Source organism: Gemmatimonadaceae bacterium (genome assembly GCA_036273715.1).
Classification (GTDB): Bacteria; Gemmatimonadota; Gemmatimonadetes; order Gemmatimonadales; family Gemmatimonadaceae; genus JADGGM01.
In genome coordinates this window covers 13,879-33,942 of sequence record DASUHB010000031.1, presented here as the reverse complement: position 1 = coordinate 33,942, position 20,064 = coordinate 13,879, and the positions used below count along the sequence as shown (strand labels likewise).

The 20,064-nt window shown below is 67.3% G+C and carries 18 protein-coding genes; all 18 read left to right on the top strand.

The window, feature by feature from the left end; translation table 11 throughout:
- Position 1 precedes the first annotated feature (1 nt).
- The 18 genes from ccsA (at position 2) to VFW04_06125 (ending at position 20,063) form a co-directional block, all read left to right on the top strand.
- Positions 2-808: a cytochrome c biogenesis protein CcsA gene (ccsA, locus tag VFW04_06210; protein HEX5178903.1), complete on the top strand. Its 807-nt coding sequence runs from the start codon at positions 2-4 to the stop codon at positions 806-808.
- Positions 805-1,428 carry an NAD(P)-dependent oxidoreductase gene (locus VFW04_06205; protein HEX5178902.1) on the top strand — a complete coding sequence of 208 codons (624 nt, stop codon included), beginning with the start codon at positions 805-807 and terminating at the stop codon, positions 1,426-1,428. The genes ccsA and VFW04_06205 overlap by 4 nt, the downstream gene beginning before the upstream one ends.
- On the top strand, positions 1,419-2,720 hold the full coding sequence (gene hemA, locus VFW04_06200; protein ID HEX5178901.1) for a glutamyl-tRNA reductase: 1,302 nt from the start codon (positions 1,419-1,421) through the stop codon (positions 2,718-2,720). The genes VFW04_06205 and hemA overlap by 10 nt, the downstream gene beginning before the upstream one ends.
- The gene (locus VFW04_06195; protein HEX5178900.1) at positions 2,720-3,697 is read left to right on the top strand and encodes an NAD-dependent epimerase/dehydratase family protein; all 978 of its coding nucleotides are present in this window, start codon (positions 2,720-2,722) and stop codon (positions 3,695-3,697) included. Before hemA ends, VFW04_06195 begins: the two co-directional genes overlap by 1 nt.
- Positions 3,694-4,416: a MotA/TolQ/ExbB proton channel family protein gene (locus VFW04_06190; protein HEX5178899.1), complete on the top strand. Its 723-nt coding sequence runs from the start codon at positions 3,694-3,696 to the stop codon at positions 4,414-4,416. Before VFW04_06195 ends, VFW04_06190 begins: the two co-directional genes overlap by 4 nt.
- Positions 4,417-4,833, top strand: coding sequence for a biopolymer transporter ExbD (locus VFW04_06185; protein HEX5178898.1), 417 nt, complete (start codon positions 4,417-4,419; stop codon positions 4,831-4,833). It abuts the gene before it with no gap.
- Positions 4,830-5,561 carry a TonB C-terminal domain-containing protein gene (locus tag VFW04_06180; protein HEX5178897.1) on the top strand — a complete coding sequence of 244 codons (732 nt, stop codon included), beginning with the start codon at positions 4,830-4,832 and terminating at the stop codon, positions 5,559-5,561. Before VFW04_06185 ends, VFW04_06180 begins: the two co-directional genes overlap by 4 nt.
- On the top strand, positions 5,562-6,878 hold the full coding sequence (locus VFW04_06175; protein HEX5178896.1) for a hypothetical protein: 1,317 nt from the start codon (positions 5,562-5,564) through the stop codon (positions 6,876-6,878).
- 44 nt (positions 6,879-6,922) lie between these two features.
- Positions 6,923-7,525, top strand: a complete 603-nt coding sequence (pal, locus tag VFW04_06170; protein HEX5178895.1) for a peptidoglycan-associated lipoprotein Pal — start codon at positions 6,923-6,925, stop codon at positions 7,523-7,525.
- A complete protein-coding gene (ybgF, locus tag VFW04_06165; GenBank protein ID HEX5178894.1) occupies positions 7,522-8,349 on the top strand; it encodes a tol-pal system protein YbgF in 828 nt (275 codons plus the stop codon). The genes pal and ybgF overlap by 4 nt, the downstream gene beginning before the upstream one ends.
- Positions 8,350-8,365: 16 nt before the next feature.
- Entirely contained in the window at positions 8,366-9,184 is an 819-nt protein-coding gene (gene tatC, locus VFW04_06160; GenBank protein ID HEX5178893.1) for a twin-arginine translocase subunit TatC, read from the top strand.
- Positions 9,181-12,105: a putative LPS assembly protein LptD gene (locus VFW04_06155; protein HEX5178892.1), complete on the top strand. Its 2,925-nt coding sequence runs from the start codon at positions 9,181-9,183 to the stop codon at positions 12,103-12,105. The genes tatC and VFW04_06155 overlap by 4 nt, the downstream gene beginning before the upstream one ends.
- Before the next feature lie 190 nt (positions 12,106-12,295).
- Positions 12,296-13,423, top strand: a complete 1,128-nt coding sequence (locus tag VFW04_06150; protein HEX5178891.1) for a hypothetical protein — start codon at positions 12,296-12,298, stop codon at positions 13,421-13,423.
- A gap of 72 nt (positions 13,424-13,495) precedes the next feature.
- Positions 13,496-15,013: a histidine ammonia-lyase gene (gene hutH, locus VFW04_06145; GenBank protein HEX5178890.1), complete on the top strand. Its 1,518-nt coding sequence runs from the start codon at positions 13,496-13,498 to the stop codon at positions 15,011-15,013.
- 22 nt (positions 15,014-15,035) lie between these two features.
- On the top strand, positions 15,036-16,007 hold the full coding sequence (locus VFW04_06140) for a radical SAM protein (GenBank protein ID HEX5178889.1): 972 nt from the start codon (positions 15,036-15,038) through the stop codon (positions 16,005-16,007).
- 182 nt (positions 16,008-16,189) lie between these two features.
- A complete protein-coding gene (locus tag VFW04_06135) occupies positions 16,190-18,784 on the top strand; it encodes a tetratricopeptide repeat protein (GenBank protein ID HEX5178888.1) in 2,595 nt (864 codons plus the stop codon).
- The gene (locus tag VFW04_06130; GenBank protein ID HEX5178887.1) at positions 18,781-19,785 is read left to right on the top strand and encodes a polyprenyl synthetase family protein; all 1,005 of its coding nucleotides are present in this window, start codon (positions 18,781-18,783) and stop codon (positions 19,783-19,785) included. The genes VFW04_06135 and VFW04_06130 overlap by 4 nt, the downstream gene beginning before the upstream one ends.
- Complete coding sequence (locus tag VFW04_06125; GenBank protein HEX5178886.1) at positions 19,785-20,063, top strand: DUF4321 domain-containing protein; 279 nt, start codon at positions 19,785-19,787, stop codon at positions 20,061-20,063. Before VFW04_06130 ends, VFW04_06125 begins: the two co-directional genes overlap by 1 nt.
- The last annotated feature ends 1 nt before the right edge of the window (position 20,064 follow it).

Sequence of the window (20,064 nt, the reverse complement as noted above, 5' to 3'; positions counted from 1 at the left end):
CATGATCGCCCTCGCGCACGCCGTCGCCATCGTGCTGTATCTCGCTGCTGCGGGATTGGCGGCCATTCCGTTTGCTCGCCCAATTCGCGCTCCAGTGCGCAGCGTCGTCTGGGTTCTGGCGGCCGGCATCGCCATTCACGCGGCGGCGCTGGTCCAGTTCGTCCGCATTCACGACGAACCGCCGCTCACCGGCCTCGGTCCCGCGCTGTCGTTCGCGGCGTTGCTCGTTGCCGTCACGCTGCTCGTGGTCGAAGTACTCGCGCGCGAAGTCAGCCTCACACTGTTTGCGGCGCCACTCGCCGCGCTGCTCACGGGGTTTGCATCGCTCGCCGGCATGGTTCCCGGACCGGAGGCCAACGGCATGCGCGGCGTGTGGCTCACGTCGCACATCGCGCTGAGCTTCCTCGGCATCGCAGCGTTCGCGACCGCGGCGGCGGCAGGCGTCATGTACCTGGTCGAGCGGCGCGAGCTCAAGTCGCGGCGATTCGGCGCGATCTTCCGGTTCTTCCCGCCGCTCGAGACGCTGGATCGCGTGAATCACGTAGCGGTGGTCGCCGGCTGGCTCGCGCTCACGGTGGGCATCGGGCTCGCGTCGAGCTACGCGCTCGAGTACCGCACGGGACACGCGATCAAAATGGTGTGGGCGTACAGCGCCTGGCTCGCGGTCACCGCGCTGACCATCGGCCGTGTGGTTCGCGGATGGTCTGCGCACCGCGCGGCGATGCTCACCAACCTCTTGTTCGCCGGCGTGGTGGTGCTCTACATCGCGTTCCGCATGATCGACCCGCTCAAGGGACGCTTCCTGTGAGCGCGTATCCGATCGCGCTCGACGGCGCGCGGGTGGACGCCGTGATCGTCGGCGGCGGCAACGTGGCGGAACGGAAAGCGCGGGCGCTGCTGGACGCGGGAGCGCGCGTGCGCATCATCGCCGTCGAGCCCGGCGCCGGCGTGCGTGCGTTAGGCAGCGAGCGGTGCACCATCGAGGCGCGCCCGTTCGCGCCGGCGGACCTGTCGCCCAACGTCGTCCCGGGCCGAACCACCCTTGTCGTCGCGGCCACCGATCGCGCCGACGTCAACGTGCGCGTCGCGGACGCGGCCCGTACGTTAGGCATGTTGGTGAACCTCGCCGACGATCCCGGCGCCGGCACGTTCATCACGCTGGCTACGCACCGGGCGGGCGACCTCGTGGTGGCCGTCACGGCGGGCGGAGTGCCTGGCGTGGCCGCGCGCGTGCGCGACGCGATTGCGTCCCGGTTCGACACGCGATATGCCGCCGCCGTGTCGGCCCTGGCGCGACTCAGGCGGCGGCTGCTGGATGCGGGCTCGCGGGACGAATGGCGCAGCGCGTCGGCGTCGCTGGTCGGCGATACGTTCTGCGACGCCGTCGAGAGCGGGCGGTTCTCGCAGGAGCTGGCGGCATGGCGCTGATCCTGGCCGGCCTGAGCCACCACACCGCGCCGATCGACGTGCGCGAAAAAGTGGCCGTCTCGTCGCACGAAACGCCGCGCGTGCTCGAGGAGCTCGCGCAGATCACCTGCGCCAGCGAGATCGCGCTGCTCTCGACGTGCAACCGCACCGAAGTCTACGTCGTGGAAGGCGACGCGCCCGCCGCGCCGGGCATCTGGGCGCACCTGTCGCGCCGGTTAGGCGGAAGCGCGGACGCGGCGTCGTATGGATACGTGCGGCGCGATCGTGAAGCCGTCGCGCATCTGTATCGCGTGGCATCCGGCCTCGACTCCATGATCCTCGGCGAAGCGCAGATCCACGGACAGGTGCGCGATGCCTGGGAGGCGAGCCGCAGTACGTCGCGCGCGATCCTCAATCGCCTCTTCCAGTCGTCGCTGCTCGTCGCGTCGCGCATCCGCACCGAGACTGCGGTTGGCCGCGGGGCCGCATCGGTGAGCTCCGCCGCCGTGCAGCTGGCCAAGAAAATCTTCGGCTCGCTCAGCGGACGCCGCGCCATGGTCCTTGGCGCCGGCGACATGGCCGACCTCGCCCTCCAGTGCCTCGTGAGCGAAGGAGTCCGCACCGCGGTCGTGGCGAACCGGACGCACGAGCGCGCCGTGTCCCTCGCCGAGCGGCACGGGGGAGAAGCGTTGCGCTACGAAGACTGCTGGCCGAGACTCGCCGACGTCGACGTGTTGCTCTGCTCGACGGCGGCGCCGCACCCGATCGTCGAGCGCGCGCAGGTCGAGCCGGCGATGCGTCAGCGTGGCGACCGGCCGCTCTGCATCCTCGACATCGCCCTGCCGCGCGACGTCGCTGCCGATGTCGGCACGCTCGACAACGTGTTCCTGTACGACCTCGATGACCTCCGGTCTGTGGTCGCCAACAACATCGAACGGCGGCGACAGGAGCTCCCGAGCGCCGAGTCGGTGATCGCGGAAGAGGTGGAGCTGTACTGGCAATGGCTGGCCGGGTTGGCGGCCGTGCCGGTGCTCCGCACATTTCGTTCGCGGATGGACCGCGTGCGCGAAGACGAGCTCGCGCACGCTCTCAAGAAGCTCGCGCACCTTCCCCCGGATGACCGCGCGGCCGTCGACCTTTTTTCCCGAGCCCTGATGAACAAATTCTTGCACGAGCCCAGCGTGCGGCTGCGCGCGGCATCGGCGAACGGACACGGATTGGCGATCGTGGATGCGCTCCGATACCTCTTCGGGCTCGAGTCGTCGGACACCGAGGCGCCGTCGGATGACACGCCTAACGTAGAGAGCCGCTGATGGGGCGGCGGATCCTCATCACGGGCGGCGCGGGGTTCATCGGATCCCACGTCGCGCAGGCCTTCGTGGCCGCCGGCGACGACGTCACCGTTCTCGACAATCTCTCGACGGGCAAGCGCGACCAGGTTCCGCGCGACGCGACCTTCCACCAGCTCGACATCACATCGCCCGATGCGGCGCGCCTCGTGCGCGATGGCCGCTTCGATGTCCTCTGCCACCTCGCAGCGCAGATCGACGTGCGCAAGAGCGTGGCCGATCCGGCGGCCGATGCCCAACTCAACATCGGCGGCTCGCTCAACCTGCTCGAGGCAGTGCGCGCCTCGGGCAATGGCGCGCGGCCGCACACGCGATTCGTCTTCTCGTCCACCGGCGGCGCGGTATACGGCGACCTCGTGGAGCCGCCGACCTCCGAGACTTCGCCCAAGGATCCACAGTCGCCCTACGGCACGGCGAAGCTGAGCGTCGAATACTACATGGGATACTTCGCGCGCGTGCACGGACTCGACACGGTCGCGCTGCGCTATTCGAACGTCTACGGACCGCGACAGGATCCGCATGGCGAGGCCGGCGTGGTCGCGATATTCTGCGACCGTCTGCTCGATGGCATCGGGCTCACGGTGTTCGGCGATGGCAAGCAGACGCGCGACTACGTGTACGCCGGCGACGTCGCGCGGGCGAACGTGATGGCGGCGTCGGCAACCCTGCCGCCGGCGACGGCGCTCGACAGCCGCGCGTTCAACATCGGCACCTCCATCGAGACCGACGTCGTGCAGCTGGCGACGATGCTCAAGCAGGTTTCGGGCGGATCGAGTCCGGTAAAGCACGCGCCGGCGCGGCCGGGCGAACAACTTCGCTCGGCGATTGCGTTCGACAAGGCAGCGCGCACCTTCGGCTGGCGCCCCGCCGTCGCGTTAGGCGACGGGCTCCGCCAAACCTACGACTGGTTCAAGCAACGACGCCCGGAGGCACGCTCGTGACGGTTCTCGTTCCCGTAGTGGCACAGATCGGCGGCGCCATTCCCACGGCGCCCATAGACATGATCACGCACGCGTCGCTGGTGACGCAAATCGTGCTGGGCGTACTCGTGATTCTGTCGCTCGTCAGTTGGGCCATCATGCTGGCCAAATGGTGGGAGTTCCGCCGCACCGACCGCGTGGGCCGCACGTTCACGCGCGAGTTCGCGCGCGCGCCGGCGCTCGACACCGCCACCGGCATCGTCCGGCGGAGCCCGGCCAGTCCGTTCACCCGCGTGTTCTCGCGCGCCGTCAATTTTTTCGCCGAGATGAAGCCGGGCGCGCTGCGCGACGCCACGAGCTCGCCGCTCAGCGGCTCGCAGGTCGAGGCACTGCGGCTCGTGCTCGACTCGGAGACGTCGGAAGAGCGCGACCGCCTGTCGCACTTCATCCCCTGGCTGGCGACCATCGGTTCCGTTAGCCCGTTGATCGGACTGTTCGGCACCGTGTTGGGCGTCATCGACGCCTTCATGGGCATCGCGACGAAAGGATCCGGCAATCTCAGCGCCGTCGCGCCCGGCGTCGCCGAAGCGCTCACGGCCACCGCCGCCGCGCTCGCCGTCGCGATCCCCGCGGTCTTCGGGTACAACATCTTCGCGGCGCGCCTCAACCGGCTCGAGAACGAACTCGAAGGGTTCGGCACGGAGATCATCGCCATGATGGTGCGCGAGGGCCGGATCTAGATGTCGCGCCGCACGCGCGGGAAAGGCCTGCCCCTCAACGCCGACATCAACGTCGTGAGCCTCATCGACGTGATGATGCTGCTCATGGTGATCTTCATGATCACCGCGCCGATGATGCAGGGCGGGGTCGACATCGCGCTCCCGGTCGCCGAAGCGCGTCCGCTCGAAGCGCGATCGAGTCTCGTCGTGTCCATCGACCACTCGGGCCAGATCTACGTCGACGAAGACAAGTTCACCTACGCGGAATTCCGGTCGACGTTCAAGGCGCTCGCGTCGCAGCGCGGACGCAACGGGATCTACCTGCGCGCCGATCGCGGCGTGCCGTACGGCACGGTGGTGCAGGTGCTGGCGGTGATGCGCGGCGCCGGCGTGGGCGACGTCGGACTGGTCGCCCAACCCGAGGACATCACGAAGTGAGCGCCGCCGTGCGCAGCGAGCCCAGAGGCGCCCGACTCGGCGGTCCGTTAGGCCTGTCGGTCGCGCTGCATCTGGGGATCGTCGCGCTGTTCATCGCGATCCATCCGCACGCCTCGCCGTCGCTGCCGCCGATGTACCGCGTGAACATCGTCGCCGCACCGCCCGGGCCGCGCGCGGCCGGCATCGTCACCCCGACGCCGCCCACCACGGCGCCCGCGGAAAAGGCGCCGCCCGTGCCTAAACGAGCGGAGCAGCTGCAGAAGCAGATGCCCATGCCCGTGAAGACCAAAGCGCCGCCGCCGCGGAAGAAAACACCGCCCGCCACTCCGACGCCGGATGTGACGCCGGCCAAGCCAACCACACCGCCGGCGAAAGCAGGCGGCGGCCCCGAGGGAGGCCGCGGCACCGACGTCGCAAGCGTCCACACCGAAGGCGTCGATTTTCCATTCCCCGGATATCTCGAAAACATTGTGCGCCAGATCGCGCTGCGATTTCACCCCCCCGGGAACACCAACAACACGGCCGAGGTAATGTTCCTCATCCGCCGCGATGGGTCGGTCTCGGATTTCCGATTCGTGACGCGCTCAGGGAATTTCGCCTTCGACCTCGAATGTCAGGGCGCGGTCGATCAGGCGGCGCAGGTCAAGGCGTTCGGTCCGCTCCCATCCGGCTTCGCCGACGATGTGCTGCCGGTCATTTTCAGCTTCGACCCACGGGTGCTCCACTAGATGCAGCTCACGCAGCGACTGATCACGTGCGCCGCATTGACGGCGTGCCTCGGCGTCCCCGCGCGCGCGACCGCGCAACAGCAGGACACGACGCGCGGCGTGCGCATCGGCCTCACCTATCAGCCCGGTACGAAGCCGGGCGTCGTCGTGTTTCCGGTGAGCGGCGCAGGCGGTGATTCGCTCCAGGCCATCGTGTCGCGCGACTTCGACTACGGCGATCGCATCGAGGTCATCGGCGGCGATGCCGTGCAGGAAACGGCACGGCAGCAGGCGGCGAAGAACGCGGTGGACTTCACGATCTGGAAATCGCTGAGCGCAGCCGCGGTCGTACAGATCTCGGTGACGGGGAGCACCGCGCACGTGAACGTGTACGATGTGTCGGCGAAGAAGGTGGCGGCCTCGCACGATGTGCCGGTGTCCGGCGCGCCGAACACCGAGGATTGGCGCATGAGCGTGCACGCGATGGCCGATCAGATCGAGCAGTGGATCACCGGGGTGCACGGCATCGCGGCCACGCGCATCCTGTACGTGCGCGGCAATCGTATTTACGTTATAGACGCCGACGGGTTCGGCGAGCATCCCGTGAGTGAGCCGGGAACGGTCCTGGCTCCAGCGTGGTCGCCCGACGGACGGACCATCGCGTACAGCGAATTGGTGCGGAGCGGTTGGAACATCGTCATTCGCGATCTGGCGACGGGTCGCGAGCACAGCGTGACGACGACGCCCGGCGGACTGAACATCACGCCGGCGTTCTCGCCCGACGGGCAGTGGTTGTGCTACGCCCACGGCGACGAGAACGGGACCGATCTCTACATCGTGAGCGCGTCGGGCACCGGTGCGGCGCGGCGCGTCACGGTTGGGCGGGGGAGCGACAACGTGTCGCCGACGTTCAGTCCGGACGGCGCGCGGCTGGCGTTCACGTCTGGGCGGGCCGGACATCCGGAGGTGTACACGTCCGATGTCGATGGTTCTAACGTCGCCTTGTTGACGCCGTTCAACTTCGGCGACCAGAACTATCGCAGCAATCCCGACTGGTCACCCGACGGCCGTTTGATCGCGTTCCAGTCGCAGTTGGACGGACGCTTTCAGATCATGACGATCACGTTGCGGGACCAGACCGTGAAGCAGTTGACGAGCGAGGGGATCAACGAAGATCCCACCTGGGCGCCGGACGGGCGCCATCTCGCTTTCACGTCGTCGCGCACCGGCGTGAAAGAGATTTTCGTACTCGACGCCGAGTCGGGGCGCGCGCGGCAGTTGACCCACGATCCGGGCGCGAGGCTCGCGGCCTGGTCGCACTCGACGAGCGCACCGTAATGTTTCGCGCTGCACGGGATCACATCTCATCCGGGGGACTCCTCATGACTGGTAAGACCCGCCTCCTTCCGTTCCTGCTGCTCGCCGTGTCCGCGGCCGTGGCGTGCTCGCACAAGCCGCCGGCGACCCAGCCCGCGGCGACGCCGGGCCCGAATCAGGACAGCATCAACGCGGAGAATGCGCGCCGCGATTCGATTGCGCGGGCCGACGCCGCGCGCCGCGATTCGATCGCGCGCGCGCAAGCCGATGCGGACAAACTTCGGAACGCGAAGGATGCGGCCACCAAGGCGCTCACCCAGGTGATCTACTTCGACTTCGACAGCGACGCGCTCAAAGACGATGCGCGGTCGTCGCTGGACGCGAAGATCGGCATTATGAACGCGAACCCCGGGGTGCGGCTCCGCGTGGCCGGCAACACGGATGAGCGCGGGTCCGATGAATACAATCTTGCGTTAGGCCAGCGGCGCGCGGCGGCGGCCAAGCGGTACCTCACCGATCACGGCATCGCGGGCGATCGGATCGACATCATCAGCTACGGCGAAGAGCGGCCCGTCGCCACTGGACACGACGAGTCGTCGTGGTCGCAGAATCGCCGCGACGAGTTCGAGATCACGGCCGGCGCCGACCAGATCAAGGGAGCCCCATGAAGACCGTTTTCCGGCGTCTCGCTCCGGTCGCGCTGGTGGCGACCGGGGCGTGCTTCGCCACCAGCAACGACGTGAAGCTGCTGCAGCTGCAGATCGATTCGATGCGCGTCGCCACGGCGCGCTCGGATTCGCTCCACGCCGCGCAGGTGAACCAGGTGATCGCCACCCTCGGCCTGGTGCGCGATTCGTTAGGCACGGTGAGCGGGCACGTGGTGAAGATGCAGGGCGACATGCGCGGCGATCTGCATGACGTGAACGAGCAGCTGCTGCAGATTCAGCAGCTCACCGGGCAGAGCCAGAACCGGCTGCAGGAGCTGCGCGCGTCGATCGAGCAGCGCAACCAGGACATGGGCGGCGGCGCCGCCCCGCCACCGGCGACGGGCGCCAAGGGCGCGGCCGCCGCGCCGGGCGCCGCACCCACCACCGGCGGCGCGCCGAACGCGGGCGAGCCGGGTCCGAACCAGCTCTATCAGTTAGGCATGGAGCAGCTGCAGCGCGGCAGCCCGGCCACCGCGGTCCAGGCGTTCCAGAAGCTGCTGCAGGACTATCCCACCGCGGACATTACGCCGGAAGCGCAGTTCTATCTCGGCGAGGCGTATCGCGCGCAGGGGAACGCGGCCGCGGCGGACACGGCGTACGCGATGGTCATCCAGAAGTTCCCGAAGTCGCCGCATGCCCCGACGGCGCTGTACAAGCGCGCGCTCTACCTCGAGCAGCAGGGGAACGCGACGGCGGCGCGGGCGCTGCTCAACCAACTCATCTCTACGTACCCGCAGTCGGATGAAGCCGCGCTCGCGCGCGATCATCTGCGCGAGTTGAAGTGAGATCGGAGCCGTCGCGGTGGACGAACCTACGGAGCGCCAGTCGGGCGGCGAAATGCCGTTCCTCGATCACCTCGAGGAATTGCGCTGGCGCATCATCTGGTCGCTGGCAGCGCTCATCGTAGGCGTCGGCATCGCGTTCGTGCTGCTCATGAAAATCGATGTGATCGGGCTCCTCGAGGGCCCGATCAAGCCGTACCTGCACGGCCGGAAGCTGGTGTACACGCACCCCGGCGACCCGTTCACGATCGTCCTCGACGCCTCGGTCGTGTTGGGCATCGTGATCGCGCTGCCGTTCATTCTGTATCAGGTGTGGGCGTTCGTCGCGCCCGCGTTGTACCGGCACGAGAAGAAGCTCGTCGTGCCGGTGTTCGCCTTCGCGACGACGCTGTTTCTGTCGGGCGTGTGCCTGTCGTTCTTCGTGGTGCTGCCGCTCGCGGTCGAGTGGCTGATGAGCTTCCAGACGCAGGCGCTGGAGCCGATGATCACGGCCACCGAGTACTTCGGGTTTGCGACGAGCATGGCGCTGGCGTTCGGGCTGTGCTTCGAGCTGCCGATCGTGATCCTGGCGCTGGCTGCGTTAGGCATCGTGACGCCGCAGTTCCTGAACAAGTACCGGCGCCATGCCGTCGTCATCTGCGTGATCATCGGCGCGTTCCTCACGCCGGGCGACCTGGTCTGGACGACGATCGCCATGGCGGTTCCGCTGTACCTGCTGTACGAGGTCAGCGTCCTCCTCACGTACGGCGTGCACAAGCGGCGTTTGCGGCGGCAGGCGCAGCGTGAGGCGGACGCGGCCGAGGTGGAGGGCGCGGGGCGGCGCGGAGCGACGGCGTGATCCGGCGCACGATCGCGGCCCTGGCCGTGCTCGCGCTGCCGTTAGGCGGCGCCGCGGCGGCACAGGGCGTTCCCACCACACCGCCAACGCCGCCGCCGATCTTTCCCGACACCACGCAGCGCATCTACCGCCAGCGGCGGCCCGGCGACACCACCCAGACCGACACGTCGCGCGTCAAGAAGGACCTCGTCAAGTGGAACGAGCCCGACTCGGTCATGAACGCGCTCATGAGCCGCACGGGTTACGTCACCACGCGCTACCAGGGCAATACCGCCGTCTTCAACACCCAGACCCACGCGCTGCAACTGTCGGGGCAGAGCGCCGTCCAGCGCGAGCAGACCGTGCTCGTCTCCGACACCATCGAGTACAACGATTCCTCACGCATCGTCACGGCGCGCACCGCGCCTAACGACACGACCGTCCTGCGCGACCCGAGCGCGCAGACGTCGGACCTCGTGACGTTGGGCTTTCTCGAGTACGACATCGGCAACCACAAAGGCATCGCCAACCGCCTCAGTACCTCGTCGGCGCAGGCGGGCCAGACCTGGTTCGTGGGCGGCGAACGCGGCGCGGTCGCCGGCGACACCACCGGCCACGGACACAACACGTCGTACGCGCTGGATGGCTCGGTCACCAGCTGCGACCTGCCCGACCCGCACTACCATTTCCAGTCGAAGGAAATCAAGATGGTCACGCGGCGGCTGCTCGTCGCGCGGCCTGCCGTGCTCTACATCCAGGACATTCCCGTCCTCTGGCTGCCGTTCATTTTCCAGGACATGCGCACCGGACGGCGCAGCGGCATCATCCCGCCGCGCTTCGGCCTCTCCGACATCGTACGCACCTCGGCGTCGTATCAGCGCGAAGTCGACAACCTCGGCTACTACTTCGCCATCAACGACTACACCGACGCCACCGCGTCGCTCGATTGGCGGAGCGGCAACAACGCCCAGAACGGCAACATCGGGTGGACCCGCTGGAACGGCGAATTCGAATACCGGTGGCTCGACCGCTTTCTCGCCGGGCGCATCGGCGTCTCGTACTCCACGTTCAGCGACGGGCAAAAGAGCACCAACGTGTCGTGGTCGCACCAGCAGCAGTTCTCGCAGGGCAGCAGTCTCAACGCGTCGATCAACTACTCGAGCAACACCACCGCGATCCGGCAGCAGGCGTTCAACGTGGCGCAGGCGCTGGCGGCGATCGCGTCGGCGGTGAACTTCCAGCAGGCGTTAGGCCCGGCCAACGTCAGCATCGGCGGCACACGCACCCAGTACACGGGCCGCAAGGAGATCGACGAGAACTTTCCGAACCTCACCGTGTCCGTGAAACCGGTGAGCGCCGGGTCGTGGCTCCTGTGGTCGCCGAATTTCTCGCTCAACAACACCGAGAACCTGAACATGGACGCCGCGCCGTTCATCTTCACGCCCGGGTCTAACGGAGCGGTGTTCGACAGCGTCCAGGTACACGCGAGCCAGCGCAACACCACGGCAGCGCTGCAAACCCCGGTGCGCATCTTCGGCTTTACCTGGCAGAACAGCTTCCAGCTGTCGGACAAGGAGAACGACTTCCCGCAGGCGTTCGACGTCCGCGATTTCAACACGGGCGCGCTCATCACCCGGCGCATGTATGCGTCGAGCTACCTCACGTCCATCGATTGGCAAACCGGGATCAGCCTGCCGGCGCTCATGCAGAGTACGCTCAAGCTGTCGCCGTTCCTTGCGATCGTGAACGCCGACCCGACCAGCGGCTTCTGGGTACGCAGCCAATTGAGCGGCGGCCAGTTCGTGCACCAGTCGAAGACGCTGCAGTACGGCCTGTCGAGCTCACCCACGCTGTTCGGATTCTTCCCGGGCTTCGGACCGTTCACGCGCATCAGGCACTCGATTTCGCCGCGCATCACGTTCACGTACGCGCCGGCGTCCAACGTGAGCGATGAGTTCCTCAAAGCCCTGAACAAGACCCGAGGGACCTACCTGGGCGGCCTCGCACAGGAAAACATGACGGTGCAGTTAGACCAGGTGATCGAAGCAAAGCTCAAGAGCAAGAACGACACGAATCCCGACGCCGGTCAGAAGATCAAGCTGCTCGCGCTCAGCCTCGACCCGATCAGCTACGATTTCGAACGCGCCAAGGTGACGCACGCGTCGGGCTTCAATACGTCCACGTTCGGGTATCGAGTGAGCTCCGACCTGCTGCCGGGGTTCGATCTCGCCGTGCAGTACTCGTTGTTCCAGGGCGACCTGCAGAGCGACACCGCGAAGTTCAAACCGTTCCGCACCGGAATCACCGCGTCGTTCACGATCGGGAAGAACAACAACCCGATCACCGCGCTGGCGAAGATTTTCGGGAACGGCGACAGCACGAACGCCAACCAGTCATCGCAGGCGCTCAACCAGCAGCCGGTCATCGCCGGACCCGGCGGCGTGCGACAACCGATCGGTATTCCGACCGGACAGGGATGGACCGCGTCGTTCCAATTTTCGTCGACACGCAGCAGACCGATTCCCGGCGCGCGCGTGATCGATCCGCGGGCGACGTGTCAGGTGTTGATCAACGATCCGATCAATTACCAGCGATGCTTGAACACCCCGCAGCCGGCCGACACACTGCAGCAAACCATTGCCGGCGGCGCGCCCTTCGTGACGCCGGCGCTCACGACGCTGCGCGCCAATGCGTCGTTCAGCCTCACGCCCAAGTGGGCGCTGCAGTGGTCGACCGGCTACGACTTCGAGCTGCACCAGTTTTCCGACCAGGACGTCGGCCTGCAGCGCGACATGCACGACTGGCGCGCGATCTTTCACTTCTCGCGCGCGCCCAACGGAAACTTCGCGTTCAGCTTCTACATCGCGCTCAAGGCCGAGCCGGATCTCAAGTTCGACTACAACCGGAGCACGTACAGGCCGCAGGCGGGGCCGGCCCCTTAAGGCGGACAGGGCGGACAGGACGGACACGACCGGACCATCTGTCCGCCTTTAGTCCGCCCGTATTGTCCACCCCGAAGGACGGCGTGCGCGGTGCGCCGAAAGTAACGCCTTGATGTGATTGATTTTGCCGCGTCGCAGCGCTCGGCGCGGGGCGTGCACTACGGTGGCGTATACGCCGATGGAGCCTGCAATGCGCCGCGCTACTCTGGCGGCTGGTGCCGTGATCGCACTCGCCGCTTGCTCGACCTCGGATCGCCTGACCGGGAACCACGTCAACCTTGCGCCGCCGAATAACCTCACGTACCAGCTGATCCCGAGCGGGAATGCCGATTTCCCGGAGGGGATCGATTTGCGGTGGGATCCGGTGAACGATCCCGATATCGCCGACTATGCGGTGTTCTCGCGGTCCTCGGCGAACGGCACGTGGAATCTCCGCGCGCAAACGACGTCTCCGTCGTTCGAGGACCTGGGCGCACCGGATCTCCAGTATTACGTCGCCTCCGAGGCGGCCGACGGGTCGATGAGCGCGCCGTCCAACGTCATCACCGTCGACAACACCAACAAACTGCCGCCGCCGGACAGCCTGGAAGCGTTCGCGCTCGACCAGGCCGTGGAGCTGTCGTGGTCGCCTAACGCACGGCTGTTCAACCCGTCGGCCTTCAGCTATTACCGGGTGTACTCGACCGTTTATCACGCCGGGCAGAATCTCTGCGATACCGCGTGGGTGCTCGAGGGCACCACCGTATCGGAGGACTTCATCGCCAGCGGCTTGCCTAACGGGCAGCCGCGCTGCTTCGATGTCAGCGCCATCAGCATCGACGGCCACGAAAGCGATTGGCCGACGCCGGTCGCGGCCACGCCCAGCGCCACATCCGGCGACGTCGTGGTGTTCTCGTCGGCCGATTCGTTGAACAAGAGCGGGTTCGTCTTCCCATCGTCGGCGAGCACGCGCAGCGTCGTGGCGAGCGCCACGCGCCCGGGCATCGATTTCCGTGTCGACCGGCATGCCGATGGAAGCCTGTGGTTGGTGCCGGCGAAATCGGGGACGACGGTCGCGCTGTACAGCTCGCAGCCGCTTGCCAGCATCGCCGCCCTCGGTGTTGCGCCGAGCACCGGATTCTCCTCCGGCGCGGTGCGGGCAACGGCCAGGCTCGGCTATGTGTTTCAGGTCGCGCGGCCGGATGGTGTGCACTACGCCGCGCTTCGAGTCGCCGCGGTCGGCGCGAACTTCGTCGTGTTCGAGTGGACCTATCAGCGCGACCCCGGCAATCCGGTGCTCGAGCACATGACCGCGGGAAGCGGCGCGATCGCACGTTAGTCGGGCGACTTGTACGCCGCGCCGTCATCGCCGCTGGCGCGGTGATGACGGCGCGGCGTACATTTTCCCGTCATGACACAACCGATCCTGCTCGACGGTGATTCGCTCACCGTCGACGCTGTGTACCATGTGGCCGTCGATCGAGCGCCGGTGGCGTTGTCGGATCAAGCCCGCGCACGGGTGGCTCGCGCCCGCGCTGCCGTCGTCGACGTGCTCGAGCGCGGCGATGTCGTGTACGGCGTGACCACCGGCTTCGGCAAGCTGTCCGACGTCGCGATTCCTGCCGACCGCCTGCGCGAGCTGCAAATCAATCTCGTGCGCAGCCACGCCGCCGGCGTCGGTCCGCTGCTGCCCGAGCGCGAGGTGCGCGCGATGATGCTGCTCCGCGCGAACGTGATCGCGAAGGGCTACTCCGGCGGACGCGCCGAGCTGATCGATCTGCTGACGGGAATGCTCAACGCCGGCGTGACGCCCGAGGTGCCGGAGCAGGGCAGCGTCGGCGCGAGCGGCGATCTCGCTCCGTTAGCACATCTGGCCGGCGCGATGATCGGCGAGGGGATCGTGCGGCGCGACGGTGCGCGCGGCACGGCGGCCGACGTCCTGCGCGCGGCAGGTCTTCAACCCGTCGTGCTCGAGCCGAAGGAAGGGATCACCCTGATCAACGGAACGCAGGCGCACACGGCGGTTGCATCGCTAGCGCTCGTGGATGCGCTGCGCATCTGGCGGGCGGCGCACGTCGCGGGCGCGATGTCGCTCGAGGGCCTCATGGGCACGCCCGTCGCATTCGATGAGCGCATTCAAGCGGCGCGCGGTCAGGTGGGGCAAGCCGAGTCCGCGGCGCTGCTTCGAGCGCTGCTCGCGGACAGCGAGATTCGCGAATCGCACCGCGTCGGCGATCCGCGGGTCCAGGATGCGTACGCGCTGCGCTGCATGCCGCAGGTGCACGGCCCGGCGCGCGACGCCCTCCGCTTCGCCGAGTCGGTGATCGCGCGCGAGCTGAACGCGGCAACGGACAACCCGCTCGTCGTGTCCGACTCCGAAATGTTGAGCGGCGGCAACTTCCATGGGCAGGCCGTTGCGTTAGCACTCGACGTGATGGCGATCGCCATGGCGAACCTTGCCACCATCGCCGAGCGACGCATCGACCGGTTGCTGCATCCCGATCTCAATCACGGGCTGCCCGCCTTCCTGGCGCGCGACGCGGGCGTGAACAGCGGGTTCATGATGGCGCAGGTCAGCGCGGCGGCGCTGGCCAGCGAGTGCAAGGTGCTCGCGCATCCGGCGAGCGTCGACACGATTCCGACGGGCGGTGGAAAGGAAGACGTGGTGCCCATGGCGATGGGGGCGGCGTGGAAGCTGCGCCGGTCGGTGGAGAACGTGCGGAACGTCATCGCGATCGAGCTCATGTGTGCGGCGCAGGCCGTGGATTTCCGCGCCCCGCTCTCGCCCGCGCGTCGCGTGGGCGACGCGCGGGCGATCGTGCGGCGCATCGTGCCGCCGCTCGACCGCGATCGCGCGCTGAGCGCGGACATCGCCGCGCTCAGCGGCGCGATCGCGACGGGCGCCTTCGACGCCGTCGCGCCGCGTTAGGCATTCGAGACCCTCGCCGCGCATGCTGTCCTCCCGCTTCGCCCCGTGGCACGTGCCGTTGTTCGCGGCCAAGTACGCGTGGCTCACGCTCAGGCGCCGCCCGATCCTCGTCCACTTCGAGGTCACCATGCGGTGCAACGCCCGCTGCGATTTCTGCGACTACTGGAAAACCGATCCGTCCGCGCGCGCCCAGGAAGCGCGCAGCTTTGCCGACGCCGCCCGCTACTTCTCGCCCATCATGATCACGTTCACCGGCGGCGAACCGCTCCTGCGACGCGATCTCGAAGACCTCGTTGCCGGCGTCGCGCGCGCGGTCCGGCTGCGGTACATTGCTCTCATCACCCATGGCGGCATGCTGACGGTCGAGCGGGCGCGTTCGCTCTGGGACGCCGGCCTCAACCAATTCAACATTTCGCTCGATTTTCTCGACGAGCGGCATGATCGCGCGCGGGGCGTCCCCGGGCTCTCGCGAAAAATTCTCGATCTCGTGCCGGCGCTGCGCGCCGCCGGCATCGACAGCATCCGCTTCAACACGGTGATCAAGCGCGACAATCTCGCCGACATCGTGCCGATCGTTCGACGCGCCGAAGCGTTGGGCGTGGGCGTCTCCTTCAGCACCTACACGGATCTCAAGAACGGAAACGACTCACACCGGATCGTCGAGGAGCAGTGGCCGGCGCTCGACCAGGTGATCGCGGAGCTGTTGTCGATCAAACGTCGCCGGCGCGGCATCATCGTGAATTCCGACCATTATCTGCGGCAGATTCCGAGGTACGTCCGGGGCGAGATGCACGACCCGTGTCTTTCAGGCCAACGGACCATTCACGTCGACCCGATGGGATACGTGCGACGGTGCCCGGACTTCCCGAACGATTTTCACTGGACCGAGTTTCGCTCGTATCGGCCGATCGATTGCAACGCATGCTTTTACGCGTGCCGCGGCGAGTCGCAGGCGCCGCTCACGATTACGAGGGTGCGGGACATCATGGCGTGAGGAGCCGTCGGACGCAGGTTGCTGCTCGAGGCGCGTTACGCGGTGAGGAGCGCAGCAGTCCGTCGTAGGTGGCTTAGGCCAAACCTTGTCGCCAGCGCAACTTACCGGTAAGTTACGTGGCCTTCGCCACGCCGGAGCGCGGCGCGAAAGCCGCCTCGCACTTGGGAGCCCACCACGCGCTGATGTCGAACGTCGCGAAGCTCAAGAAACGAGCGCTCGAATACGAGCAAAAGAAGCAGTTCGACAAGGCGCTCGAGACGTACGCGCAGATTCTCGACGGGTTGGGGGATCACGTCGACGAGGCCGACGTCGCCCTCTACAACCGCGTGGGCGATTTGCTCGTGCGACAGGGTGACGTCACCGCTGCGGTCGACCACTACGAGCGGGCCGTCGACCTGTACACGGACGGCGGGTTCTTCAACAACGCAATCGCGCTCTGCAACAAGATCCTGCGCAACGCGCCGGGCCGCACGTCCATCTATTACAAGTTAGGCAAGATCAGCGCGAAGAAGGGCTTCGTGAACGATGCGAAGCAGAACTTTCTCGAGTACGCGGATCGCATGCAGCGTACGGGCGAGCTCGAGGAAGCGTTCCGGGCGCTCAAGGAATTCGCCGATCTCTGTCCCGATCAGGACGACATTCGCCTCATGCTCGCCGATCAGCTCGTGCGGAAGGATCGCAAGAGCGAAGCGATCGAGCAGCTGCAGGTGCTGTACGACAAGTTCGAGGCCGAGGGGCGAACGCGCGAAGCGCGGGCGACGGTCGATCGCATGAAGGCGTTGGATCCGGAGCTGGAACCGAAAACGGGTCCGGGCCGCCCGACACCGAAAGCGAACGATCTCGTGTTCCTCGACGTGAACTTCGACGGGCCGCAGCCCGCGCGCACACGGGCTGTGGCCGCGCCGGTCGCGCCGCCGAAAGCAGTGCGGCCGGCCGCGCCGCTCCCGCCGCCTGCGCCGCCACCCGCGGCGGAAACCGAAGAACCGGCGCCCGACATCGATCTGCCCTTCATCAATTCGCAGGCAGAGATCGAGTCGTCGCCGGAGGTCGCGCCGATCTCCGGCATCGAGCGCTCCGAGACGTTCATCGAATCGGAATCCGAGGCGCCTTCCGTCGGCGATGAGCTGGTCAGCCACGCGGATTCGGACATCATCGTCGGCTTCGAACAGACGACGTTCGAGCCGCAGGAGGACTCCGGCTCGCGGGTCGAGCCGGTGGCCGGCCTCGAGACCACCATGCCGGCCGAGGACGGCCTCCTGGATGGTGCGTTAGGCGGCGGGTTGGGCGAGCTGGAGCTGGAGGACGCCGACGAGCCGGCCGGGAACGGCGCGTCCATCGATCTGCCGCTCCTCGAGATCCCGGTGGATGACGCGGACGTGCCCGAGAACGTGGGCGGCGACCTCACGTTCATCTACTCGGGCGACACGACGCCCGACCTGCCTAACGACGAGCCGGCGCCCGAGCCCGCCGCCCCGGACGCGTTCGGCGATGACCCGCCGCTCGGCTCGGAGCCGTTCCCCGACAGCCAGGACTTCGAGCAGTCCATCGACGCGGCGCTCGACCACGCGCGCTTCGACCCGGACGTGGATCCGCTCGCCGGCCTGCCGTCCATCGATGCCGGTCCGCCCGAGGACGCGGCGGACTTGCCGCCGCTGCCGCCCATGGACGACACGCCGCTCGCCGTGCACCATCCGGCGGCCGACGCGGCCGTCCAGCGCCTGCGGATGGCCGTCGAGCAATCGCCTAACGACTTCGACGTGCGGCGGCAGCTCGCCGAAGCGCTGCTCGAAGAAGGCGAGCGCGACCTCGGCCTGGCCGAGCTCGAACACGCGATGCTCGGCTTCGAGACGGCCGGGAATCTGCGCAGCGCGAGCGCGATCGCCGAAGAGATGATCCGCGTCGAGCCGGGCAGCGTGCGATTCCATCAGAAGCGCGTCGAATACGCCGTGCGCGCGAACGACAAAGCGCGCCTCGTCGACGCGTACCTCTCGTTGGCCGAGTGCCTCTTCGGCAGCGGCCAGCTCGACAAATCGCGCGCGGTCTACAGCCGCGTGGTGGAGCTCAACCCCGGCGACGAGCGCGCGCGCGCCGCGCTGTCCGCGTTGGGCGGAGAGTCGCTCGTGGCGACGCCGTCGTCCACGACGCCGATTTCGCGCCCGACGGTTCGCCCGTCGCCGGTGCGCACCGACGACCGGGGGCTCGCCGCCACGGCGCCGACAGCCACGCCGGCCGCCGGCTCGGACGCGAATTTCGTCAACCTCGCCGACTGGCTGCGCGAGGCAGATGCGGCCAAGAATACCCGCATGGTGGTCGATGTCGGCGAGCCCGCCACCGATCAGCAGCAGGTCGACTTCGCCGAGATGTTGAGCATGTTCAAGCAGGGCGTGGCGGCCAACGTCGATGAAGCGGACCACGAAAGCCACTACGACCTCGGCGTCGCGTACAAGGAAATGGGATTGTTGGACGAAGCCATCTCCGAATTTCAGAAGGCGCTGCGTGGAACCGAACACCGCGGCCGCACGTACGAGGCGTTGGGGCAATGCTTCGTCGAGAAGCGGCAATATCAGATCGCGCTGACGATCCTGTCGCGCGCGCTGACGGACCAACACGCGACGGACGATCAACTCGTGGGCGTGCTCTACCTGCTCGGCTACGCATCGGAAGCGCTGGGACGATTCCCGGACGCGCTCAAGTTCTACGAGCGCGTATTCGCGGTCGACATCCAGTTTCGCGACATCGGCGACCGCCTGGCCGCCGTGGAGCGCAAAGCGCGATGACGGCGGTCGCGCAGTCGCGCTCGCGGCGCAGCCCGACGTTAGGCGACGTGCAGCGTCCCGTGCGAGAGCCGCTGGCGGCGGTGGGCGAGGAGTTGCAGCGCATCGTCACCGCCGACTTGCCGCTCATCGACGAGGTGAACGGCCACCTCTTGCTCATGAAAGGCAAGATGTTTCGCCCAACGTTGGCGCTGCTGGCGAGCCGCGTGGCCGGTGATGGCGACCGGCGCGCCGTGACCTTGGCGGCGGTGGTCGAGCTGGTGCACCTGGCCACGCTCGTGCACGACGACTCGGTGGATCACTCGACCCTCCGGCGCGGCATGCCGACGGTCAACTCCCTGTTCACCCACCAGATCTCGGTGATCATGGGAGACTTCCTCTATTCGCGGGCCGTCGTCGAGCTGGCGCGGTTAGGCGATTGGGATGTGCTCCGCGTCCTCGCACGGGCCACCAACGAGATGACCATCGGCGAGATGCGCCAGCTCACGGCGCTCGATGCGCTCGCATTCGGCGAGGCCGACTACGAAGCCCTCATTCGCTGCAAGACCGCGTCGCTGCTCTCGGCCACGTGCGAGATCGGCGCGATTGCCGGCGGCGGCGCGCATCGCAAGCGCTTCGCCCGCTACGGCGAGCAGCTGGGCATGGCCTTTCAGGTGGCCGACGATCTCCTCGATTACACGGCGACGAGCGCCGATACCGGCAAACCGACGGGCCTCGATCTGCGCGAGCACAAAGTCACGCTGCCGCTCATCGCCGCGCTGCGCCAGATGCCGGCATCGGCTCGTCGCCACGTCGAAGCGCTGTTTGCCACACCGGAACCCGCCGATGCGGACATCCAAACCGTCATCGAAATCGTGGTCGAGCACGGCGGACTCGACTATGCCCGCCGCCGCGGTGTGCAGTACGCGCGGGAAGCGGAACGAGCGCTGGAGGGCCTGCCCGACACGCCGGTGCTCGCCGCCCTGCACGACGCCATCGCATACGCCATGGATCGGAGACATTGATGGCTCAAGGCTCGTCCAAACACCGCCCCGGCTTCCACGCGCTCGTCCTCTCCATCGGCTTCATCGTAGGCGGCCTGCTGACGCAGGTGGCCCGCCGGTTTTTGCCGGCCGGAGCGGTGAAGGAGTTCCTCACCTCCGGCGTGACGCCAAGCTGGGGGCCGCTGCCAATCGACCTCGTCATCGTTAAGTTTGCGGTAGGCCCGATTGCGCTCGACGTGTCGCTGCTGAGCCTTCTCGGGGTTCTGATCGCGTACTTGATCGCCAGGTCCCTCTTCTAGG

Bases quoted from the DNA above. Each gene is read 5' to 3' on its own strand.
- ccsA (HEX5178903.1), top strand. From the start codon at position 2: ATGATCGCCCTCGCGCACGCCGTCGCCATCGTGCTGTATCTCGCTGCT.
- hemA (HEX5178901.1), top strand. From the start codon at position 1,419: ATGGCGCTGATCCTGGCCGGCCTGAGCCACCACACCGCGCCGATCGAC.
- VFW04_06195 (HEX5178900.1), top strand. From the start codon at position 2,720: ATGGGGCGGCGGATCCTCATCACGGGCGGCGCGGGGTTCATCGGATCC.
- VFW04_06185 (HEX5178898.1), top strand. From the start codon at position 4,417: ATGTCGCGCCGCACGCGCGGGAAAGGCCTGCCCCTCAACGCCGACATC.
- VFW04_06175 (HEX5178896.1), top strand. From the start codon at position 5,562: ATGCAGCTCACGCAGCGACTGATCACGTGCGCCGCATTGACGGCGTGC.
- pal (HEX5178895.1), top strand. From the start codon at position 6,923: ATGACTGGTAAGACCCGCCTCCTTCCGTTCCTGCTGCTCGCCGTGTCC.
- ybgF (HEX5178894.1), top strand. From the start codon at position 7,522: ATGAAGACCGTTTTCCGGCGTCTCGCTCCGGTCGCGCTGGTGGCGACC.
- VFW04_06150 (HEX5178891.1), top strand. From the start codon at position 12,296: ATGCGCCGCGCTACTCTGGCGGCTGGTGCCGTGATCGCACTCGCCGCT.
- hutH (HEX5178890.1), top strand. From the start codon at position 13,496: ATGACACAACCGATCCTGCTCGACGGTGATTCGCTCACCGTCGACGCT.
- VFW04_06140 (HEX5178889.1), top strand. From the start codon at position 15,036: ATGCTGTCCTCCCGCTTCGCCCCGTGGCACGTGCCGTTGTTCGCGGCC.
- VFW04_06135 (HEX5178888.1), top strand. From the start codon at position 16,190: ATGTCGAACGTCGCGAAGCTCAAGAAACGAGCGCTCGAATACGAGCAA.
- VFW04_06130 (HEX5178887.1), top strand. From the start codon at position 18,781: ATGACGGCGGTCGCGCAGTCGCGCTCGCGGCGCAGCCCGACGTTAGGC.
- VFW04_06125 (HEX5178886.1), top strand. From the start codon at position 19,785: ATGGCTCAAGGCTCGTCCAAACACCGCCCCGGCTTCCACGCGCTCGTC.